Below are 19279 nucleotides of genomic sequence, written 5' to 3'. Positions count from 1 at the left end.
CACAACAAGGACCGACCCATGGCAAACACGCTCAAGACGCGTCCGGAATTCCGCAATATCAATGCGCTTTCGGATCTGCCCAACTACCGGCTTCCCCCGGCGGGCATCGTCTCTATCCTCCACCGCATCAGCGGGGCAATTCTGTTCCTCCTGTTGCCTTTCATCATTTGGCTGTTCGACAAGAGCGTGACCTCCGAGATCTCGTTCGAAGTCTTCCGTAATGCCTACACGGCTGGTATCGGTGTTGCGCCGGCATGGTTCGTGAAGCTGGTGACCTTGGCCATTCTGTGGGGCTACTTGCACCACTTCATTGCCGGTGTTCGTCACCTCTGGATGGACGCCACACACAGCGTCTCCAAAGAGCAAGGCAAGTCTTCCGCCATCGTCACCTTGGCGCTGGGCACTCTGCTGACGCTGGCGCTGGGCGCCAAGCTGTTCGGCCTCTACTGAGGAACACACCCATGGCAATTAACTATGGATCCAAGCGCCTGGTGGTTGGCGCTGGTTATGGCTTCCGCGATTGGCTGGCCCAGCGCGTGACGGCTGTTTTGATGGCCTTGTTCACCGTTGTGGTGTTGGCCCAGGTGCTGATGCCCGGCGAGATCGGCTACGACAAATGGGCCGGCATTTTCTCGGCCCAGTGGATGAAGGTCTTGACCTTTGTGGTCATCCTGTCCTTGGCCTACCACGCCTGGGTGGGTGTGCGCGACATCTGGATGGACTACGTCAAGCCGGTGGGCCTGCGCCTGGTGCTGCAGGTGTTCTCCATCGTCTGGCTGGTCGGCTGTGCCGGCTGGGCCATCCAAGTTCTGTGGCGTCTGTGACGCGCTTGAGAGAAAGAATATGACTAGCAATATCACCAAGCGCAAGTTTGACGTTGTCATCGTCGGGGCCGGTGGCTCTGGCATGCGCGCCTCGCTGCAACTCTCCTTGGCCGGCCTCAATGTGGCCGTGCTGTCCAAAGTCTTCCCCACTCGCTCGCACACGGTGGCGGCTCAGGGTGGTATCGGTGCCTCCTTGGGCAATATGTCGGAAGACAACTGGCACTATCACTTCTTCGACACCGTCAAGGGCTCCGACTGGCTCGGCGACCAAGACGCGATCGAGTTCATGTGCCGCGAAGCGCCCAAGGTCGTTTACGAGCTTGAGCACTTCGGCATGCCGTTCGACCGCAACCCCGACGGCACCATTTACCAACGTCCCTTTGGTGGCCACACCGCCAACTACGGTGAAAAGCCCGTGCAGCGTGCTTGCGCTGCGGCGGACCGCACCGGCCATGCGCTGCTGCATACCCTCTACCAGCAAAACGTCAAGGCGCGCACCAACTTCTTCGTGGAGTGGATGGCGCTGGACCTGATCCGTGATCAAGAAGGTGATGTGGTCGGGGTCACTGCCCTGGAGATGGAAACTGGCGATCTGCACATCTTGGAAGCCAAGACCGTGCTGATGGCCACAGGCGGCGCGGGCCGTATCTTCGCTGCGTCGACCAATGCCTTCATCAACACCGGTGACGGTTTGGGCATGGCCGCTCGTGCCGGCATCCCGCTGGAAGACATGGAGTTTTGGCAGTTCCACCCCACCGGCGTGGCCGGAGCGGGCGTGTTGCTGACCGAAGGCTGCCGCGGCGAAGGCGCGATCTTGCGCAATGCCAATGGCGAGCGCTTCATGGAGCGTTATGCGCCGACCCTGAAAGACTTGGCGCCGCGTGACTTCGTCTCCCGCTCCATGGACCAGGAGATCAAGGAAGGTCGCGGCTGCGGTCCTAACAAGGACTATGTGTTGCTGGACATGACCCACCTGGGTGCCGACACCATCATGAAGCGTCTGCCTTCGGTGTTCGAGATTGGCCACAACTTCGCCAATGTCGACATCACCAAGGAGCCGATCCCCGTGGTGCCTACCATTCACTACCAGATGGGTGGTATCCCCACCAACGTCAACGGTCAGGTGGTGATCCCGCGCAACGGCAAGCACAACGATGTGGTCAATGGCTTGTACGCGGTGGGCGAGTGCTCTTGCGTGTCGGTGCACGGCGCCAACCGCTTGGGTACCAACTCCTTGTTGGACTTGATCGTCTTCGGTCGGGCGGCAGGCAACCACATTGTGGCCAGCGCCCTGAAGCAGAAGAACCACAAGCCGCTGCCGGCCGATGCCGCAGACCAAACCCTGGCACGTTTGGCACGCTTGGATTCGGCCAAGAATGGCGAGTACGCCCAGGATGTGGCCAACGACATCCGCGCCACCATGCAAAAGCATGCCGGCGTGTTCCGCACCCAAAAGCTGATGGACGATGGCGTTACCGCCATCAAGCAGGTGGCCGAGCGCGTCAAGGCCATTGGCCTGAAGGACACCTCCAAGGTGTTCAACACCGCCCGCATCGAAGCCCTCGAAGTCGACAACCTGATCGAAGCCGCCAAGGCCACCATGATCTCTGCGGCGGCCCGCCCCGAGAGCCGTGGTGCGCACGCGCACGACGATTTCCCGAACCGCGACGACGCGAACTGGATGAAGCACACGCTGTGGTATTCCGAAGGCAATCGCCTGGAGTACAAGCCCGTCAACCTGCAGCCGCTGACCGTTGAGTCGGTGCCGCCCAAGGTTCGTACTTTCTGATCGCAGCGAGAGGATAAGCAACATGGCTGATAAGCGCACTTTCCAAATCTATCGCTACGATCCTGATAAGGACGCCAAGCCTTACATGCAGACCATCGAGATCGAACTCGAAGGCAATGAACGCATGCTGCTGGACGCCCTGGTCAAGCTCAAGGCCGTGGACCCCACCTTGTCCTTCCGTCGCTCCTGCCGTGAAGGCGTGTGCGGCTCGGACGCAATGAACATCAATGGCAAGAACGGTCTGGCCTGCCTGACCAATATGCGCACACTGCCCCAAACCGTGGTGCTGCGCCCCTTGCCTGGCCTGCCTGTGGTCCGCGACCTGATCGTGGACATGACCCAGTTCTTCAAGCAGTACAACTCGATCAAGCCTTACCTGGTGAACGACGAGCGCCCGCCGGAGAAGGAGCGCCTGCAGTCCCCCGAAGAGCGCGAAGAGTTGGATGGCCTGTACGAGTGCATCTTGTGCGCGAGCTGCTCGACCAGCTGCCCCAGCTTCTGGTGGAACCCCGACAAGTTTGTGGGCCCAGCCGGCCTGCTGCAGGCCTATCGCTTCATTGCGGACAGCCGTGACCAAGACACCAATGCGCGTCTCGACAACCTCGAAGACCCGTACCGTCTGTTCCGCTGCCACACCATCATGAACTGCGTCGATGTCTGCCCCAAGGGTCTGAACCCCACCAAGGCCATCGGCAAGATCAAGGAATTGATGGTTCGTCGTGCCGTGTAAAGCGACAACGGTCAATTTCAAGCAAGCCTAGGCATGGAAACTGCACCCTTGAACCCCACCGATGTCAGCCGTCTGAAATGGCGCTGCCGTCGGGGGCTGCTTGAAAACGATCTGTTTGTGGAACGGTTTTTTCGCCGATATGAGCACAGCCTCACGCTGTCTCAGGTGGAAGGCCTTCAGCACTTGATGGACCTGGCCGATAACGACCTCTTGGACCTGCTGCTTGCGCGGAAGGATCCTGAGGGCGACCTCGACCGGGCCGAGGTGCGGGATGTACTTGTGCTCCTGCGCCAGCCTGGTTGAACAACGCATTCTTAGAAAGGACTCGACGATGACCCCGTCTGACGTGAAAGCCACCCTGTCGTTCTCCGACGGCAGCCCCGCCATGGATCTGCCGATCTACAAGGGCACCATCGGCCCTGACGTGATCGACATCCGTAAGCTCTACGGCCAAACCGGTAAGTTCACCTACGACCCCGGCTTCCTGTCCACTGCGTCTTGCAACTCGACCATCACTTACATCGATGGCGACAAGGGCGAGCTGCTGTACCGCGGCTACCCCATCGAGCAGTTGGCCGTGAACTGCGACTACCTCGAAACCTGCTACCTGCTGCTGTACGGAGAGCTGCCCAACGCCAGCCAGAAGGAAGAGTTCGTGGCCCGTGTGACCAATCACACCATGGTCAACGAGCAAATGCAGTTCTTCCTGCGCGGCTTCCGCCGCGACGCGCACCCGATGGCCGTGATGACGGGCTTGGTGGGCGCACTGTCGGCCTTCTATCACGACAGCACCGACATCAATAACCCCGAGCACCGTGAAATCGCCGCGATCCGCCTGATCGCCAAGATGCCCACACTCGTGGCCATGGCCTACAAGTACACCGTCGGCCAGCCCTACATCTACCCGAAGAATGACCTGTCTTACGCAGGCAACTTCATGCGCATGATGTTCGCCACGCCGTGCGAAGAGTACAAGCCCAATGACGTGCTGGTGCGCGCCATGGACCGCATTTTCACCCTGCACGCCGACCACGAGCAAAACGCCTCGACCTCGACCGTGCGTCTGTGCGGCTCGTCGGGCACCAACCCCTTTGCCGCCATTGCCGCAGGTGTGGCCTGCTTGTGGGGCCCGGCTCACGGTGGCGCCAACGAAGCGTGCCTGAACATGCTGGCCGACATCCAGAACCAGGGTGGCGTGGCCAAGATTGGCGAGTTCATCAAGCAGGTCAAGGACAAGAACTCTGGCGTCAAGCTGATGGGTTTTGGCCACCGCGTCTATAAGAACTACGACCCGCGCGCCAAGCTGATGCGCGAAACCTGCCACGAAGTGTTGAACGAACTGGGCTTGCACAACGACCCCATGTTCAAGCTGGCCATGGAGCTGGAGAAGATTGCGCTGGAAGACGAATACTTCGTCGCTCGCAAGCTCTACCCGAACGTGGACTTCTACTCGGGCATCGTGCAGCGCGCCATTGGCATCCCCGTGCCCCTGTTCACGGCCATCTTCGCCCTGGCACGTACCGTGGGCTGGATTGCCCAGCTGAACGAAATGATTGGCGACCCCGAGTACAAGATCGGTCGTCCGCGTCAGTTGTTCGTGGGTGCTGCATCCCGCGACGTCAAGCCCATCGCTCAGCGCTGAGCTGCCGATCGCTGACAAAAGGCCACCTTCGGGTGGCTTTTTTCATGCCCACTTCAGGCTTGACGCGTGAAGAAGCGGGTCGCAATGGGCTTGATTTATCGCAATTCAGGGTGACGGGCCTGCAGACAATTCCCCAGTGAAGCGCCTGATGGTTTTCTTCAGGTGACGGTGACGTCGTGCGCAGCACACTGAAAGTCGGTAGCCTTGGGAGACATTTGCATGCGCGATAACCAGCCTGTCAGCCAACGTGAATATGCTTTGGCGCCTGGCCAGACACTGATGTCCACCACCGATGTGGACAGTCGCATCACGTATGCGAACGCCGCCTTTATCCAGGTCAGCGGCTACGAGCGTGACGAACTGCTGGGCCAACCCCACAATATGGTGCGGCATCCGGACATGCCGGCCGAGGCATTTGCGGACATGTGGGCGACGCTCAAAGCAGGGCGCTCTTGGACAGCCTTGGTGAAGAATCGTCGCAAGGATGGTGACCACTACTGGGTGCGTGCCAATGCGGCGCCAGTGCGGCGTCAGGGGCAGCTCAAGGGCTATATGTCCGTGCGCACGACGCCGACCCGCGAGGAGGTTCAGCAGGCGGAGGCCCTGTATGCGCGCATGCGTCAGGGGGCCATGAGTGCGTGGAAGTTTCACCAAGGTGTCTTGGTGCGACGCGGAAGCCTGGCCTTTCTGACCCTCTTGAAGACGGCTTCTTTGGCCACACGAATTCGTCTGGCCACGCTCGGTGCGACCGTGCTTATCTCAGCGGGGCTGTTTGCGCTGTGCCCTATGCCGTTGGCCTTGCAGGCCAGTGTGCTGGCCGCGCTGGTCATGTTGCTCACCACCCTTTGGTTGCAGCAGCAAATCTCCACGCCCATGCAACTGGTTCAGCGGGAGGCTCAAGAGGTGGCCTCGGGCCAAGGTGGCACGGGCGTCGCCTTGGACCGTGTGGATGAGGTAGGCATGGTGTTGAGGTCCATCAATCAAGCTGCACTGAACCTTCGCTCCTTGATTGACGATGTGGGCGAACAGGCCTCGGGCATGCAGATTGCCAGCCAGGAGATCGCCACGGGCAATGCAGACCTCAGTGCGCGCACCGAACAGGCCGCGTCCAATCTGCAGCAAACCGCCTCGGCCATGGAGCAGATCAGCGCCACCGTCAAGCACAACGCCGACTCTGCCGTGCAAGCCACGACACTGGCGGGCACAGCGCGCCAGGTTGCGGCAGAAGGCGGGGACTTGGTCGGACAAGTGGTGTCGGTGATGAGTGACATCACAGCAAGTTCTCGGCGCATCTCCGACATCATTGGGGTGATTGACGGCATTGCGTTTCAGACCAATATCCTGGCGCTGAACGCCGCCGTGGAAGCTGCCCGAGCAGGGGAGCAAGGGCGTGGCTTTGCGGTGGTCGCCGCAGAGGTCAGAACGCTGGCCCAGCGCAGTGCCGCCGCCGCCAAGGAAATCAAACAACTCATCACCAACAGCGCGGAAAAAGTGGAGGGTGGTGCTCAGCTCGTGGACCAAGCGGGGCGCACCATGGAAGACATCGTCCAGCATGTGCGGCATGTCTCGGAGTTGATTGCGGAGATATCCGTGGCCTCCAAGGAACAAAACTCCGGCATCGGACAGGTCGGCCAGGCGGTGTCAGAGTTGGACCGCATGACCCAACAAAATGCCGCGCTGGTCGAGCAGTCTGCGGCTGCCGCCGAAAGCCTCAAGCAGCAAAGCGTTCGACTGAACGACGCGATCAGTGTCTACAGTCAATGAGGGCATGCAGCCCTCAAGGGCCGCGCATTGCTTATACTCACGGGTGTTTCAGCGCCGATTTGTTCCGGATTGCGGGCGCTTCAATAAATGCCGCTAAAGAGGGACATCCGATCAACCCGGTGTCCGCCATCTTTGCGGCGCCGGGTTTTTTTGTCAGGTTCAGGATGTCCTTCATGGCCTCAGTTGGCACGGTCTTGCCTCAGCAAATGTCCTTCGACACGCCACTTGCGCTTCGCAGTGGGGCGACGCTGGGCCACTACACACTTCACTACGAAACCTACGGCACGCTGAACGCTGATGCCAGCAACGCGGTGCTGGTCTGCCATGCGCTGAATGCCTCGCACCATGTGGCGGGCGAATACGCGGGCCAAGAGCGCAGCGAAGGCTGGTGGGATAACTTGGTGGGCCCCGGCAAGCCGCTGGACACCAATCACTTCTTTGTGATTGGCATCAACAACCTTGGGTCTTGCTTCGGTTCAACCGGCCCCATGCACCTGAACCCGCAAACCGGTAAGCCCTATGGGGCTGACTTTCCGGTCGTGACGGTCGAGGACTGGGTCGATGCGCAAGCGCGCTTGATTGAGCGCTTGGGCATTCGGCAATTGGCCGCTGTATTGGGCGGCAGCTTGGGCGGTATGCAGGCGCTGGCGTGGACGCTGCGCTACCCCGAGCGCCTGCGCTACTGCGTGGCGGTGGCCACCGCGCCCAACCTGTCCGCACAAAACATTGCCTTTAACGAGGTGGCCCGTCGCGCCATCATCACCGATCCTGATTTTCATGGCGGACACTTTTACGAGCATGGCGTTGTGCCAAAGCGCGGTTTGCGGGTGGCCCGGATGATCGGCCACATCACCTACTTGAGTGATGACTCGATGGAGGCCAAGTTTGGCCGCGATATGCGGGCGGGCGGCCCGGCCTATTCCACCCAGGACATTGAGTTTCAGATCGAGAGCTACTTGCGTCATCAGGGCGATAAGTTCAGCGAGTACTTCGACGCCAACACCTATTTGCTGATCACCCGTGCGCTGGACTACTTTGACCCTGCCCGTGAACATGGCGGAGACCTCTCCCGTGCCTTCGCCATCGCGCGCCAACACAAGTTTCTGGTGGTGAGCTTCACCACCGACTGGCGGTTCTCCCCGGCCCGCTCGCGCGAGATCGTCAAGGCGCTGGTAGATAACCGTATCGACGTGAGCTACGCCGAGATCGATGCCCCCCATGGCCACGACGCCTTTCTGCTGGAGGACCCGCGCTACCACGGTGTGATGCGCGCTTACTTTCAGCGCATTGCGGCCAGCTTGAAGACCGGAGGCCAAGATGAGTGAGCGCAAGGACTTGGAGGTCATCGCCCGTCTGGTGCCCGAGGGCTCACGGGTGCTGGATTTGGGCTGTGGGCAAGGCGAGTTGTTGGCCCACCTGCAGCAGCACCGCGGCTGCAGTGGCTATGGCATCGAGATCGATGATGCCAATGTGCTGGCCTGTGCACAGCGCGGCGTGAATGTGATTCAGCTCAACCTCGAAGAGGGCTTGAAGCTGTTCGACGACCACAGCTTCGATGTGGTGCTGCAACTGGAGACCTTGCAACACCTGCGGAACACCGAGCATATGCTGCGCGAGACAGCACGGGTTGGCCGCATTGGCATCGTCAGCTTCCCCAACTTTGCCCATTGGCCCAACCGGCTGAGTGTGATGCGCGGACGCATGCCCGTGACCAAGGCCTTGCCCTACCAGTGGTACGACACGCCCAATATTCGTGTCAGTACCTTCGCGGACTTTGAGGTGTTGGCGGGCAAGAACGGACTGGCGGTGACCGACAGCTTTGGCTTGAGCGGCGGAGAAGTGATCCGTACTTGGCCCAATCTGCTGGCCAGCGTGGCGGTCTTCAAGTTCGAGCAAGTTTAGGTCCCGCCCCAGACCCTTCTCTTCCGGGAAGGTATCCTCCCGCCTGCCATGTACGCCAAGTTCTTCGGGCTGAGCCAGACCCCTTTCTCCATCGCACCGGATCCGCGCTACCTTTATATGAGCGAGCGCCACCGGGATGCCTTGGCACATCTGCTCTGGGGCGTGGGTGCGGGCGGCGGCTTTGTGCTCCTCAGCGGTGACATTGGCGCCGGCAAAACCACTGTGTGTCGCTGCTTCTTGGAGCAGTTGCCGCCGCAGTGCACGGTGGCCTATATCTTCAACCCCAGCCTGACGGTGGACGAGCTGCTGCAGACCGTCTGCCAAGAGTTTGGCGTGGCGCTGCCAGAGGCACCGCAGACGCCAGGCTCCACCAAGGGCATGGTGGATGCGCTCAACACCTTTTTGCTGCAGGAGCATGCAGCCGGGCGCTCTTGCGTGCTGATCATCGACGAGGCGCAGAGTCTCAGCGCCCCGGTGCTGGAGCAATTGCGTCTTCTCACCAACCTGGAGACGGCCGAGCGCAAGCTCTTACAAATCATCCTGATTGGTCAGCCCGAATTGCGCGACATATTGGCCAGGCCCGAGTTGGAGCAGCTCTCTCAGCGCGTGGTGGCCCAGTTTCACCTCGAGGCTTTGTCGCCCGCCGAGACGCATCAGTACGTGCAGCATCGCCTCTCGGTCGCCGGCTGGCAAGGCCCGTCGCCCTTCGAGCCGCGAGCCTTGGCGCGCATCCAGCAACTCACCAAGGGCGTGCCGCGCCGCATCAACCTGCTGTGTGACCGAGCCCTGCTGGGGGCTTATGCGCTGGGCCTCAAGACCATCGATCGCCACATGGTCGACAAAGCGGCGTTGGAGGTGTTTGCACGCCCGCGTGCTGCCTCGGCATCGCAAACGTCTTGGTTGGGGCGTTTTGGGGTGTTCGGGGGCCTGGGTGCTGGCCTGCTGAGTCTGGGTCTTGCTGCGGTGTGGTGGTGGCCGAATCACGGGCCATCGCGCACGGTGGAGACGCTGACACTGCCGCAGGGCAAGCCCAAGCTGCCGCCTGAAGGCTCAGCGTCTTCCCCAACCACCGCTTCGGGGCCTCTCAAGCCCGCGGTGGCGGCTGAGCTCACCGTGGCCTCCGCGGATGATTTGCAGACAAAGCAGCCTGCCGTGGCCGCTTCGGCTGCGCTTGGCGCGATGCCGGAACGCGGCCAATGGTGGAAGCAAGAGGCCACACCGCTGGGCCTGTTGGTCGAGCGTTGGGGTGGGCAGGTGAGCAAAGGCGATGTGTGTGAGCAGGCCGTCGCGCAGTCTCTACGCTGCTTCCGGGCCTACGGCAGCACCCAACTGATCCGCCTCCTGGACCGCCCCGTGATGCTGCTGTTGCAAGATGAGAGTGGCGCCAAAGGCCAAGTGCTGTTGTGGGGGATGAGGCCTGATCAAGCCTTGGTGCAACACAAAGATGGGCAACTCTGGGTGCGTTGGATCGATCTGGCCCCCCATTGGCGCGGCGAATTCGTGACCCTCTGGCGCACCTCCGAAGCCTGGGCTCAGCGCGACGATGCGGCTGCCCTCAAGGGCATACAAGCGGCCTTGCGCCAGTTGGGTGTGGCGCCTAAGGCGGCCTCCGGCGCTGGCGGCGAGGTCAGTGCGGCCATCTACGCGTTTCAAGCGGCGCAGGGCTTGCGTCCGGATGGCAAAGGCAATGTGCAAACGCTGATGCTGCTGAATCGCGCGATGGCAGTGAAGGAGCCTCGCTTGGGCGAGGAGCGCTGAATATGTCCTACATCCTCGAAGCTCTAAAGAAAGCGGAAGCAGAGCGTGAGCAAGGCCGTGTGCCGAGCCTGCGCAGCCAAGCCTGGGTGCCAAGCGCTCCGGAGATTGACGCCAAAGCGTGGCCCGCAAGCCGATGGCTGCTGGCCGGCTTTTTGGTGGTGGTCTGCGTCGGCGCTGGCTTGTGGCTGTGGCGCGTCGCTGCTCCTTCGGAGCGTCCTGCGCCGACTCCGACCCCCGATCAAACAGTGGCGGCGGCCTTGCCGGTGATACCGCCCACAGCGGCGTCTCAGCTTGTTGCCCCCCCCACGATCGTGCCGGCGCCTCCTGCGCCTGCGCCGGCACTGCGAGCACCCTCTGCCGTGGCGTCGACACCTGCGCCGCTGACTAAGCCAAAAGTGCCCAAGCCGCCTTCACAGGCGGTGTCGGGAAGCGAGCGTGTGATCAAGTGGGCGGACATGACGACAGCACAGCAGCAAGCCCTCTCAAAGCTGGTCTGGGGCGGTGCCATGCATTCCAGCGATCCGAGCGCACGCATGGTGATCATCAACGATCAAGTGATGCGCGAAGGTGATGTGCTCGGCCCAGGGTTGGTGCTGGAGCAGATTGAGCCCAAGTCCGTGGTCCTCAACATGCAGGGGCAGCGGATTCGAAAGAGCTTTTGAACCCGCTCAAGGGCGGCAGCCCTCACGCACTAGGGTGCAGGTGCCTGGGTGTCTAGGGCGGTGGGTTTGAGCTCTTCGACACGCAGACCTTCTTTCAGCAATGCGTGCCGCAGCCATTCCGGGTGAGGGCCTTGGCCATCCCAGGTTTCGCCACTGACGGGGTGACGATACTTGATGGGCAAGGGCCCGGCGGGGGGCGGCGGAGCCGGGATGGGAGCGTCAAGTTCTTCCAGCGTGATGCCCCAAAAGGACATCAAAGACTGAATTCGAGCAATCACCGGCTCCAGTTCGCGGCGGGAGAGACGCTGTTCACCCTGCTCGGGCAGGGGCTCACCGCTGTCTTGAGGCTGCAGCGGTTCATTCATGGCAAATCATGTGCCGATAGATCGAAAAGGAGCGTTGAAATGCGACACAGGGCACCGAGTGGTGCCCTGTTCAAGGGTGTCAGCCCTTGGCCGCGTCAAGTTCGCGGCAGGACGGAGCGCAAACGGCCTGGGACTTGCCCAGAATCTTGCGCGACTTCAGTTGCGCGCGAGGCCGATGCTTGCCGCACAAGAAGCACGACATGGTGGCAGCGCCAAAGGCGCCGGTTGCAGAAAATGGGGAACCCGCCACTTTTGAGCGGTAACGTAGGCCGCCTGGGTCGATGGCGGTCTTGGGATCGTCCTTGGCCAGAATGTGCTCCTTCCTGTGCAATCCATAGATATGGGGCTTTTGCCCTCTCACAGCACGCCACCGAAACGCAATACGTCGCAGTTGACCTTGCAGCGAATCGATGATTATCGCCGATCTCGTCGCGAAAAGCAGAAAGGATAGAGAGAGCTACGTTTGACTCAGCCCACTTGCGTGACGGATGCTGTCCTTTGGGCTCGACGCTTTAGGACTCGCCGTCCATTCCAGCCTTTCAGAGCGGCTGCCAATCGTTGCCACAGGTTGGGTTTGCTGAACGCCAGCCCTGCCTCAAGTGCATATGGTGCGCCTGCCCGCAGTGCCTCGAACTCGTAGGTGGCCAGGAGCCGACGCTCGTCCAATCGGGGATCCAAATCCGGATTGTTCTTGTAGAGGTCTCCGCCAATGGGGCGGGTGTGCCAAACCGGTGTGGCATCCAAGATGGCGATCTTGGGTTGATGCGGTGCCAGCACGGTGGGCCACACCCAGTCTAGCCCCCAACCACTTCGACTTTCCGCAAAGGTATGCAGTACTTTGCGCAGCGTCTCACGCGTGAACAGCGGTGCCATGACCTCCACAAATTGACTGTAGCGGGCGACATGCCCTGGTCGCTGCAAGAGAAGCGCCCAGCTGAAGTAAGAGTTCGCCGTCAGTGCGGGTTGTGCCAAATCGAGGCCCAAGCCGTGGAAGAGAGCAAACATCCGGTTCAGGGTTTCGGTGGACACCGACAAATCGTCATCCGGGAACCAAAAGCTGTCGTACTGATCGATCAACTCCGGCCGTGCGGCCAGCAGGTCTGCAATGCAAGACCACTTCGGGCCTTTGCGCATTTCATAGTGGTCTGCGTCCTGGCGGTGGCAATCTGGCGTGCTGCCGTAATAGCTGATGAGCAGGTCAAAGTGACGTGCGCCCTGAATCCACTCGGTGTGGAGCGACTTATCACCGGCACGCAGTATCACCAGATTGCGTGGAGCATGGGATGCACTCATGGGCGTTTCAGGATGTCATCACTGGCTTTCAACGCTGCCGCGACGATTTGATCCATGTTGTAGTAGCGATACTGGGCCAATCGACCCACGAACGTGACCTGTGTCTCTTGCTCCGCCAAGGCTTCATAGCGCTTGAACAGGGCCTCGGATTCAGGCCGTGGGACTGGATAGTAGGGGTCACCTTCGTCCTGAGGGTACTCCCTCACAATCGACGTACCTTTCGCTTTTTGGCCAGTCAAGTGCTTGAACTCGGTGATGCGGGTGAACGCATGGTCATTCGGGTAGTTCACCGTCCCTACCGCTTGGAACGATGAGTCCTGATCCAAATGTTCGTGAGCGAAGCGCAGGCTGCGGTAGGGCAGCGGGCCAAAGCATTGCTTGAAGTAGCTGTCGATGGGACCGGTGTAAATCAATCGAGCGCTGGTATAGACCTCTCGCACAGACTCGAAGTCTTGGCCCGTTTGCACGCTGATCAAGGGGTGGTCCAGCATGGCTTCGAACATGCGGGTGTAGCCCTGCGCCGGCATGAACTGAAAGCTGTCGGAGAAATAACGGTCGTCGTCATTGGTGCGCGTCGGGATGCGAGCCGCCACGCCGGCGGACAGCTCGCTCAAATCCAGGCCCCATTGTTTGCGCGTGTAGCCTCGGAAGAACTTCTCGCACAAGTCGCTGCCCACCGAGTTGAGCACCACATCCTCACTGGTCTTTAGAGGGGCTCTGGGCTCGCGCACGCGCTCGATATAGGCTTGAGCCTCCTCCTCGCTCAAGGTCAAGCCATAAAGCTTGTTGAGCGTGGTGCGATTGATCGGGATCGGCAGCAACTGGTCTCCCACTTTCGCCAGCACACGGTGCTCATAAAAGCGCCAGTCCGTGAAGCGTGAGAGGTACTCAAACACCAGCTTGCTGTTGGTGTGGAAGATGTGCGGGCCATAGGGGTGGATGAGCACCCCGTGCTCATCCAGGCAGTCGTACGCATTGCCGCCGATGTGTGGCCGCTTGTCGATCACGAGCACCCGGTGCCCCGCGTCTGCCAACTGGCGGGCGCACACGCTGCCGGCAAAACCGGCGCCGACGACCAGAAAGTCTGGGCTTGATGGCGAAGTGCTCATGATGTCTCTCCTGTTGAACCTACGGCAAGAAAGGGAGCCTCATCCCTTTCTTGCCGCAAGCGTTGCCAATTGCCAAGTGAATAGGCGATCTGTTGCCGCACGCGGCGCCAGCGGTGTGTCCAACTCTTGGGGGAGCTGCGGCGGCCAATGCTGGAGACCGTTGAACTTTGGTCCAGGCTCACAGGGTAGGGCAGCAAACCATAGACCCGCAGTTGGGTCTCCCAGGCATAGCGCAGGTCGATGTCGACAGGACGTCCGAAGGGAATGCGGCGCAGCAGCTTTTGGGCCCCTGCACGGCTGATGAAATAGGCGGCCGTCATGCTGGGAATCCGGGCATAGCGGACGACGCGATGCGGTGCACTCAGCGGCCACGTGGCCACCGTCTTTTCATGGCCGCGGCCCACCAGTTTGATCATGTCCCACTGTGGTTCAGTGGCCGACATGAGCTGCGCCATCAAGGTGGGCAAGCAGGCCGCCAACACCACATCGTCTTCCAGGACCAAGGCGCCTGGCACACCGCTGTCCACGATGGCCTGCCAGGTGTTGAGGTGGCTGACGTAGCAGCCGATTTCGCCCGCGGACAGCGGCAGGTGGTACTGCCGAGCATTCAGGTCGGGGCTGTAATAGCGGGCCATCTCCGAGGGCGACAAGTCTCGACCATAGGTGGCCTCTATCGCATGCAGATGATCCAGCAAGCCCAAGGCTGCCAACTGGCTGTGCATGTGTGCGGCGCGGGCCACATCCTTGGGCAAGTTGATCAGGTAGATGGGGCAGGGCATGGGGATCAAACAGGCTTCAGGCCAAACCCTTGAAGCGTGGCCGATTGTAGAGGGGGGTCAAGGCCGATTCACGATGGCCTGGGCTGTTTGCCAAACCAACTCTGTGTCTGGCCATTGCCCGTCTCCTCCCAAGGCGGTCACGGTGGGCCCCCAGGGCCGCCACTGGCGCGTCTTGGTAGGCCCCAAGACGCTCAGCAAGGGCGCGGCCGATGCTGCGGCCAAGTGGGCTGGGCCTGTGTCATTGGCCACGACCAGCTTGCTTTGACCCAGCAAGGCGGCATAGGCATCCAGCGGCAGCTTGTCGATCAGGATGGCGCCGGGGTAAAGGCGGCGGGCCTCTTCGACCTCGGCTGCGGGCCCGGGGCAGACCAAGATGGGTAAGCCCAGCCCTTCCAGCCGCTTGGCAAAAGCCGCAAACTCTGGCCAGCGCTTGGGTTGTTTGTCCACCAAGCCACCGGCAAAGGGTGCGATGCACACATAGTCACCTTGGGGGCCTGCGTGGCGTGCAATGACCTCCCGCGCACGGTCTTGCGCGGCTGCTGTGAGAGGGAGACTGATCCGATCTGGTATGGGCAAACGCTGGCCCAGCAAGCCGCAGGCTTGAGCCCAGAAGGACTCCGCAGCGTGGGGGCCGTCTGCCGCGGGTAATGCCTTCTTCAGCAAGAAGCCCCGGCCGTCGCTGGCAAAGCCCGCCACAGCAAAGCCGCCCAAACGCAACTCCAAAGCGCTGGAGAAGGAGTTGGGCATGGCCAAGGCCCAGACGGCTTCGTCTTGAGGGGCGCCCGCCGCCCGTAATTGTTGGCGCAGAGAGCGAAGTTGGCCCACGCGCGCGCGCAGTCCTTGGCCACGCTTGGTCACGGCCCAGCCTGTCCCTGTAAGCAAGGTTGATGCCCAGCCCGCACCGTAGAGATGTGGCTCATAGCCGTGGGCCGCCAAGAGCTGGAGTGCGGGCAGGCTCAGCACCACATCGCCGATGTAATTGCACAGACGGATGACAAGAGGGCGATTCATGAAGGAGGTATCGATACGGTAAAGCGAGGCCCACACCAAGGAGCGCTTCCAAGGCCTGGACGATAATTCAGACAGATTCTCATTTTGCGCCGCGAATCGGCCTGCCCTGGAGTGTTTGGAATGTCTGCATTGCCCATCAAGTCGCCCGAAGTGATCACTTGCCACGAGGATTGCTTGGCGCAGGCGGATTGGCCGGGCGCAGAGCCAACGGTTGCTGAAGGCGCTGAGTTGCTGCATTGGGTGCGTCGCAATCACTTTTTCAACAGCAGTTTGTGGGCCCAAGAAGACTTGGCTCGCCGCACCACCGTGAGCGCGGAAGAGATTGCTGGCAATAAGCGGGCGATCGACCGCTTCAACCAAGCCCGTAACGATGCGACCGAGCGGGTGGATGAGATTCTGTTGACGGCGCTGGGCCTGGTGGACGCTGCGTCCGCTCGCACAGACACCCCGATCTCGACGGTTCCCAAAGGCGCGCGACTGAACTCCGAGACGGCCGGCAGCATCATCGACCGCATGTCCATCATGGCGTTGAAGATCCACGCCATGCGTCAGCAAACCCTGCGCCAGGACGTGGACGACGCACATCGCGCCTCCAGCGCCGTCAAGCTTGAGCGCCTGCAGCAGCAGCGCCAAGATCTGGGCGATTGCCTGGATGGCTTGTTGGCCGATGCCTTGGCGGGCCGGGCTTACTTCAAGGTCTACCGTCAGTTCAAGATGTACAACGACCCGCGCTTCAATCCGGCGCTGGTGGCAGAGCGCGCAAGCAAGGCCTGAACGGTGGCGCTGCGCGTTTTGGTGGTGAAGACCACCTCGATGGGCGATGTGGTCCACATGTTGCCCGCGGTGGAAGACTTGCTGCGCTGGCACCCCGATGCGCAAGTGGATTGGTTGGTCGAGGCGCCATTTGCGGCCATCCCGGCGCTGCATCCAGGGGTGCAGCGTGTCATTCCTCAGGCTTGGCGCAAGTGGCGCAAGAAGTTGATGGAGCGCGTCACCTGGCAGGCCCTTGGCAAGGTGCGTGCGGCCTTGCGAGAGCAGCCCTATGACTTGGTGATCGATGCCCAGGGCTTGCTCAAGAGCGTGATGTGGGCTCTGCAGGCACCGGGCCTGCGCGTGGGCTTTGATCGGCACAGCATTCGTGAGCCCTTGGCCAGCGCGTTTTATCAACGCAAGGTGGCGGTGTCACGCAGCCTGCAGGCGGTCGAGCGCAATCGCCGCCTGATGGCAGCCGCGCTGGGCCGTGCTTTTGAACCTGAAGTGCCCGCGCAGTTTGGATTGGCCATTCCTCAAGAAGCAACCTGGCGCGCTCCGGTGGATCGCTATGCGCTCTTGATTCCTTGCGCCAGCCGCATTGAGAAGCGCTGGCCAGAGCCTGATTGGCTGGCGGTGGGTGAGCGCTTGAAGACCGCCGGTTTGGGGTTGGTGGTGCTGTGGGGTTCGCCGGATGAGGAGCAGTTGGCGCAGAGGCTGGCTGGCCCCTTGGGTGCGGCGGTGCCGCCTTTTTTGACGGTGCGCGAGATGGCCGCTGTCATCGGGCGTGCGCAAATCGCGGTGGGCTTGGACACAGGCTTCAGCCACTTGGCTGCGGCCTATGGCTTGCCGACCGTGGGCGTTTACTGCGACCATGAGCCGGGTCTGGCCGGCTTGACCGGCCCAGCACTGGTGCAAAGCCTGGGCGGCAAGGGCCGAGTGCCTGAGCGGGCCGAGGTGCTGGAGGCCGTAGAACGCGCCTTGGCGACGCTGGTCGTCAGCCCAGCCTGCGACTAAGGACGACCGTTACTGGTCTTCGATGCGCTGCGGCGGGAAGCTGTCCCAGCTCAAGCAGCCTGGGCACTGCCAGAAATAACGCTGGGCCTCAAAACCGCAGGCGGCGCAGCGGTAACGCTGCAAGGGGCGGCCTGCTTTATCCAGAGCCTTGCCCACAGCGTCCGCGCATTCCTGGGTCCATTGTTCAGCAGGCCGGTTGAGCACAGCCTGGGCGGCCGCTAGCGTGGCTTGTTGCTTCAAGTAGGGCAACACCAGCGGTGACTGTGCCAGCGCTGAACCGTCCAGCACGGCCAAGGCCTTGATGACGTCCAGTGAGGGATGGGCCTCATGGGCGCTGGTCAGGGTGGCCCGTGCTCGCTCCACCTGACCACAGGACTGGCCGGCCTGGGCATAGGCCATGGCCACCAGCGAGAAACTCGCCAGATCAGCCTGAAGCAGGGCTTCCCAGTGCGTCAAGGCCTCGCCGGCTTGCCCGGCAGCCAGCGCCCGCTGGCCCGCGATCAACTGAGGGCGTGGCGCTTGTGGTGCGGCTTGGTGAGCCAACGCCAGTGCTTCCGTCGCCTCGGCGCTTTGCTGTCGGGCATCGGCTTCCAGCGCCACCTCACACCAATGATGGGAGATGCGTTGACCAAACGCACCAGCGCCGGAGACTTCCAGTGCGCGCGCCATCTCGGCGGCGTTGCGCCAGTCGCGTGAGCGCTCGTAGAGGTTGAGCAAGGCCAAGCGGGCTTCTCGGTCATGCTCGCCACCCACCAGAGCGCGATAAGCCGCTTCGGCACGGTCGAACAAGCCAGCCTTCATGAAGTCTTGCGCCAGGGCATGCTGAGCACGGTCGCGCTCGCTTGCGGGCAGGTCGGCACGCGCCAATAAGTGTTGGTGCACCCGCACAGAGCGTTCAAACTCACCCCGGCGACGGAATAGATTTCCCAGTGCGAAGTGCAGCTCCGTGGTGTCGGGGTCGTTTTGGACGGCCTCGATGAAGGCGTCAATGGCTTTGTCCTGCTGCTCGTTGAGCAGCAAGTTCAAGCCCTTGTAATAGGCCTTGGGCGAGTCCACATGCTCACGACGCATCTGCCTGACATCCAGGCGCGAGGCCAGCCAGCCCAAGACAAAGGCCAGCGGCAGGCCGATCAGCAACCAGGCCTGCAGATCAAATTCCATCGGGGATCACGGGGGCTTGTGGGGAAGGGGGGCTTGGGGGCTGGGCACTTGCGACGGCCGCTTGTTGTGCTTGATGCGCTTTTTGGCGCTGCCGCCACCAGGACGGGGTCATGGCCAACACGCCCAGCGCCGCGCCCGCCGCGAAGGCTGCCAACACCACCATGACCATGGGCGCCGACCAACTCTGGCCGAAATACCAGTGCAGGGTGGCCGTGTGCAAGTTGTTCAGCGAGAACGCGAACAGACTAAAGAGGATGAAGGCTCGAAAGAGCCAAACCAGGATGCGCATGAATGCTCCGAGATGGCTGCATTGTAGAAGCATGCGCGTGGGTGCCAGCGAGCTGTTGCGCCCATGAAAAAGGGTCCTTGCGGACCCTCAGCAGAGATTGAGCGTGATGCAACCGTTCAGGCTGCAGGCCCTGACTGGGCCGGTGCAATGGCGTCCACCCCTTCACGCAAGGCTTTGCCCGGTTTGAAGTGGGGAACCAGCTTTTCGGGGATCGTCACCTGCTCGCCGGAGCGGGGGTTGCGCCCCACGCGTGGCGGGCGACGATTGATTGAAAAGCTGCCAAAGCCCCGGATCTCGATGCGGTGCCCGCGCGCCAGGGCGTCGGACATCGCATCCAGAATGGTCTTGACCGCGAACTCAGTGTCGCGCTGGGTCAGTTGCGCGAAGCGCTCTGCCAGTTTGGCGACGAGGTCGGATCGAGTCATGTTCAGGGC

The 19279-nt window shown here is 61.6% G+C and carries 22 protein-coding genes and 1 riboswitch; of the genes, 13 read left to right on the top strand and 9 right to left on the bottom strand.

What is annotated here, in order from left to right; translation table 11 throughout:
* Positions 1 to 18: 18 nt before the first annotated feature.
* The 11 genes from sdhC to KAK11_RS22175 all read left to right on the top strand — a co-directional run bounded on the left by sdhC (position 19) and on the right by KAK11_RS22175 (position 11071).
* Entirely contained in the window at positions 19 to 450 is a 432-nt protein-coding gene (gene sdhC / locus KAK11_RS07630) for a succinate dehydrogenase, cytochrome b556 subunit (RefSeq protein WP_210807845.1), read from the top strand.
* Positions 451 to 461: 11 nt separating this feature from the next.
* Positions 462 to 824, top strand: a complete 363-nt coding sequence (gene sdhD, locus KAK11_RS07625; RefSeq protein ID WP_210807843.1) for a succinate dehydrogenase, hydrophobic membrane anchor protein — start codon at positions 462 to 464, stop codon at positions 822 to 824.
* Between the two features lie 19 nt (positions 825 to 843).
* A complete protein-coding gene (gene sdhA, locus KAK11_RS07620; RefSeq protein ID WP_210807841.1) occupies positions 844 to 2613 on the top strand; it encodes a succinate dehydrogenase flavoprotein subunit in 1770 nt (589 codons plus the stop codon).
* A gap of 22 nt (positions 2614 to 2635) precedes the next feature.
* Positions 2636 to 3343, top strand: a complete 708-nt coding sequence (locus tag KAK11_RS07615) for a succinate dehydrogenase iron-sulfur subunit (RefSeq protein WP_210807839.1) — start codon at positions 2636 to 2638, stop codon at positions 3341 to 3343.
* Between the two features lie 33 nt (positions 3344 to 3376).
* On the top strand, positions 3377 to 3646 hold the full coding sequence (locus tag KAK11_RS07610) for an FAD assembly factor SdhE (RefSeq protein WP_210807837.1): 270 nt from the start codon (positions 3377 to 3379) through the stop codon (positions 3644 to 3646).
* A 28-nt stretch (positions 3647 to 3674) separates the two neighbouring features.
* Entirely contained in the window at positions 3675 to 4985 is a 1311-nt protein-coding gene (gene gltA / locus KAK11_RS07605; protein WP_210807835.1) for a citrate synthase, read from the top strand.
* A 219-nt stretch (positions 4986 to 5204) separates the two neighbouring features.
* On the top strand, positions 5205 to 6749 hold the full coding sequence (locus KAK11_RS07600; RefSeq protein WP_210807833.1) for a methyl-accepting chemotaxis protein: 1545 nt from the start codon (positions 5205 to 5207) through the stop codon (positions 6747 to 6749).
* Positions 6750 to 6790: 41 nt separating this feature from the next.
* A riboswitch (SAM riboswitch) is annotated at positions 6791 to 6867 on the top strand.
* 55 nt (positions 6868 to 6922) lie between these two features.
* Complete coding sequence (gene metX, locus KAK11_RS07595; RefSeq protein WP_210807831.1) at positions 6923 to 8074, top strand: homoserine O-succinyltransferase MetX; 1152 nt, start codon at positions 6923 to 6925, stop codon at positions 8072 to 8074.
* Positions 8067 to 8651 (top strand): methionine biosynthesis protein MetW, encoded by a 585-nt coding sequence (gene metW, locus KAK11_RS07590; protein WP_210807829.1) that lies wholly within the window; start codon positions 8067 to 8069, stop codon positions 8649 to 8651. The genes metX and metW overlap by 8 nt, the downstream gene beginning before the upstream one ends.
* A gap of 48 nt (positions 8652 to 8699) precedes the next feature.
* A complete protein-coding gene (locus KAK11_RS07585; RefSeq protein ID WP_210807827.1) occupies positions 8700 to 10409 on the top strand; it encodes an ExeA family protein in 1710 nt (569 codons plus the stop codon).
* A gap of 359 nt (positions 10410 to 10768) precedes the next feature.
* Positions 10769 to 11071, top strand: a complete 303-nt coding sequence (locus tag KAK11_RS22175; protein WP_210807825.1) for a general secretion pathway protein GspB — start codon at positions 10769 to 10771, stop codon at positions 11069 to 11071.
* A gap of 29 nt (positions 11072 to 11100) precedes the next feature.
* On the opposite strand, the gene KAK11_RS07575 is transcribed toward KAK11_RS22175, so the two are convergent.
* The 6 genes from KAK11_RS07575 to KAK11_RS07555 form a co-directional block, all read right to left on the bottom strand.
* Complete coding sequence (locus tag KAK11_RS07575) at positions 11101 to 11436, bottom strand: H-NS histone family protein (protein ID WP_210807823.1); 336 nt, start codon at positions 11434 to 11436, stop codon at positions 11101 to 11103.
* A 79-nt stretch (positions 11437 to 11515) separates the two neighbouring features.
* Entirely contained in the window at positions 11516 to 11746 is a 231-nt protein-coding gene (locus tag KAK11_RS21760; RefSeq protein WP_246498668.1) for a hypothetical protein, read from the bottom strand.
* A 158-nt stretch (positions 11747 to 11904) separates the two neighbouring features.
* A complete protein-coding gene (locus tag KAK11_RS07570; protein WP_210807821.1) occupies positions 11905 to 12729 on the bottom strand; it encodes a DUF707 domain-containing protein in 825 nt (274 codons plus the stop codon).
* Entirely contained in the window at positions 12726 to 13838 is a 1113-nt protein-coding gene (gene glf, locus KAK11_RS07565; protein ID WP_210807819.1) for a UDP-galactopyranose mutase, read from the bottom strand. Before glf ends, KAK11_RS07570 begins: the two co-directional genes overlap by 4 nt.
* A complete protein-coding gene (locus KAK11_RS07560; RefSeq protein WP_210807818.1) occupies positions 13835 to 14617 on the bottom strand; it encodes a glycosyltransferase family 25 protein in 783 nt (260 codons plus the stop codon). Before KAK11_RS07560 ends, glf begins: the two co-directional genes overlap by 4 nt.
* Before the next feature lie 57 nt (positions 14618 to 14674).
* Positions 14675 to 15628 (bottom strand): glycosyltransferase family 9 protein, encoded by a 954-nt coding sequence (locus tag KAK11_RS07555; RefSeq protein WP_210807816.1) that lies wholly within the window; start codon positions 15626 to 15628, stop codon positions 14675 to 14677.
* Positions 15629 to 15748: 120 nt separating this feature from the next.
* Here KAK11_RS07555 and KAK11_RS07550 point away from each other — a divergent pair, with 120 nt between their 5' ends.
* Together KAK11_RS07550 and waaC are read left to right on the top strand one after the other, a co-directional pair.
* Entirely contained in the window at positions 15749 to 16402 is a 654-nt protein-coding gene (locus KAK11_RS07550) for a DUF4254 domain-containing protein (RefSeq protein ID WP_210807814.1), read from the top strand.
* A gap of 3 nt (positions 16403 to 16405) precedes the next feature.
* Positions 16406 to 17395, top strand: a complete 990-nt coding sequence (gene waaC / locus KAK11_RS07545) for a lipopolysaccharide heptosyltransferase I (protein ID WP_210807812.1) — start codon at positions 16406 to 16408, stop codon at positions 17393 to 17395.
* 9 nt (positions 17396 to 17404) lie between these two features.
* Here waaC and lapB read toward each other — a convergent pair whose 3' ends face one another.
* From lapB to KAK11_RS07530, 3 genes are all read right to left on the bottom strand, one after another.
* Positions 17405 to 18556, bottom strand: coding sequence for a lipopolysaccharide assembly protein LapB (gene lapB, locus KAK11_RS07540; RefSeq protein ID WP_210807810.1), 1152 nt, complete (start codon positions 18554 to 18556; stop codon positions 17405 to 17407).
* The gene (locus tag KAK11_RS07535; RefSeq protein WP_210807808.1) at positions 18546 to 18845 is read right to left on the bottom strand and encodes a lipopolysaccharide assembly protein LapA domain-containing protein; all 300 of its coding nucleotides are present in this window, start codon (positions 18843 to 18845) and stop codon (positions 18546 to 18548) included. The genes lapB and KAK11_RS07535 overlap by 11 nt, the downstream gene beginning before the upstream one ends.
* A 116-nt stretch (positions 18846 to 18961) precedes the next feature.
* Positions 18962 to 19270 carry an integration host factor subunit beta gene (locus KAK11_RS07530; RefSeq protein WP_210807806.1) on the bottom strand — a complete coding sequence of 103 codons (309 nt, stop codon included), beginning with the start codon at positions 19268 to 19270 and terminating at the stop codon, positions 18962 to 18964.
* Positions 19271 to 19279 lie beyond the last annotated feature (9 nt).

It is taken from the genome of Ideonella paludis (assembly GCF_018069865.1).
Lineage (GTDB): Bacteria > Pseudomonadota > Gammaproteobacteria > Burkholderiales > Burkholderiaceae_C > Ideonella > Ideonella paludis.
The sequence above is the reverse complement of the archived record's forward strand: the minus strand, read 5'-3'. Positions and strand labels throughout refer to the sequence as shown.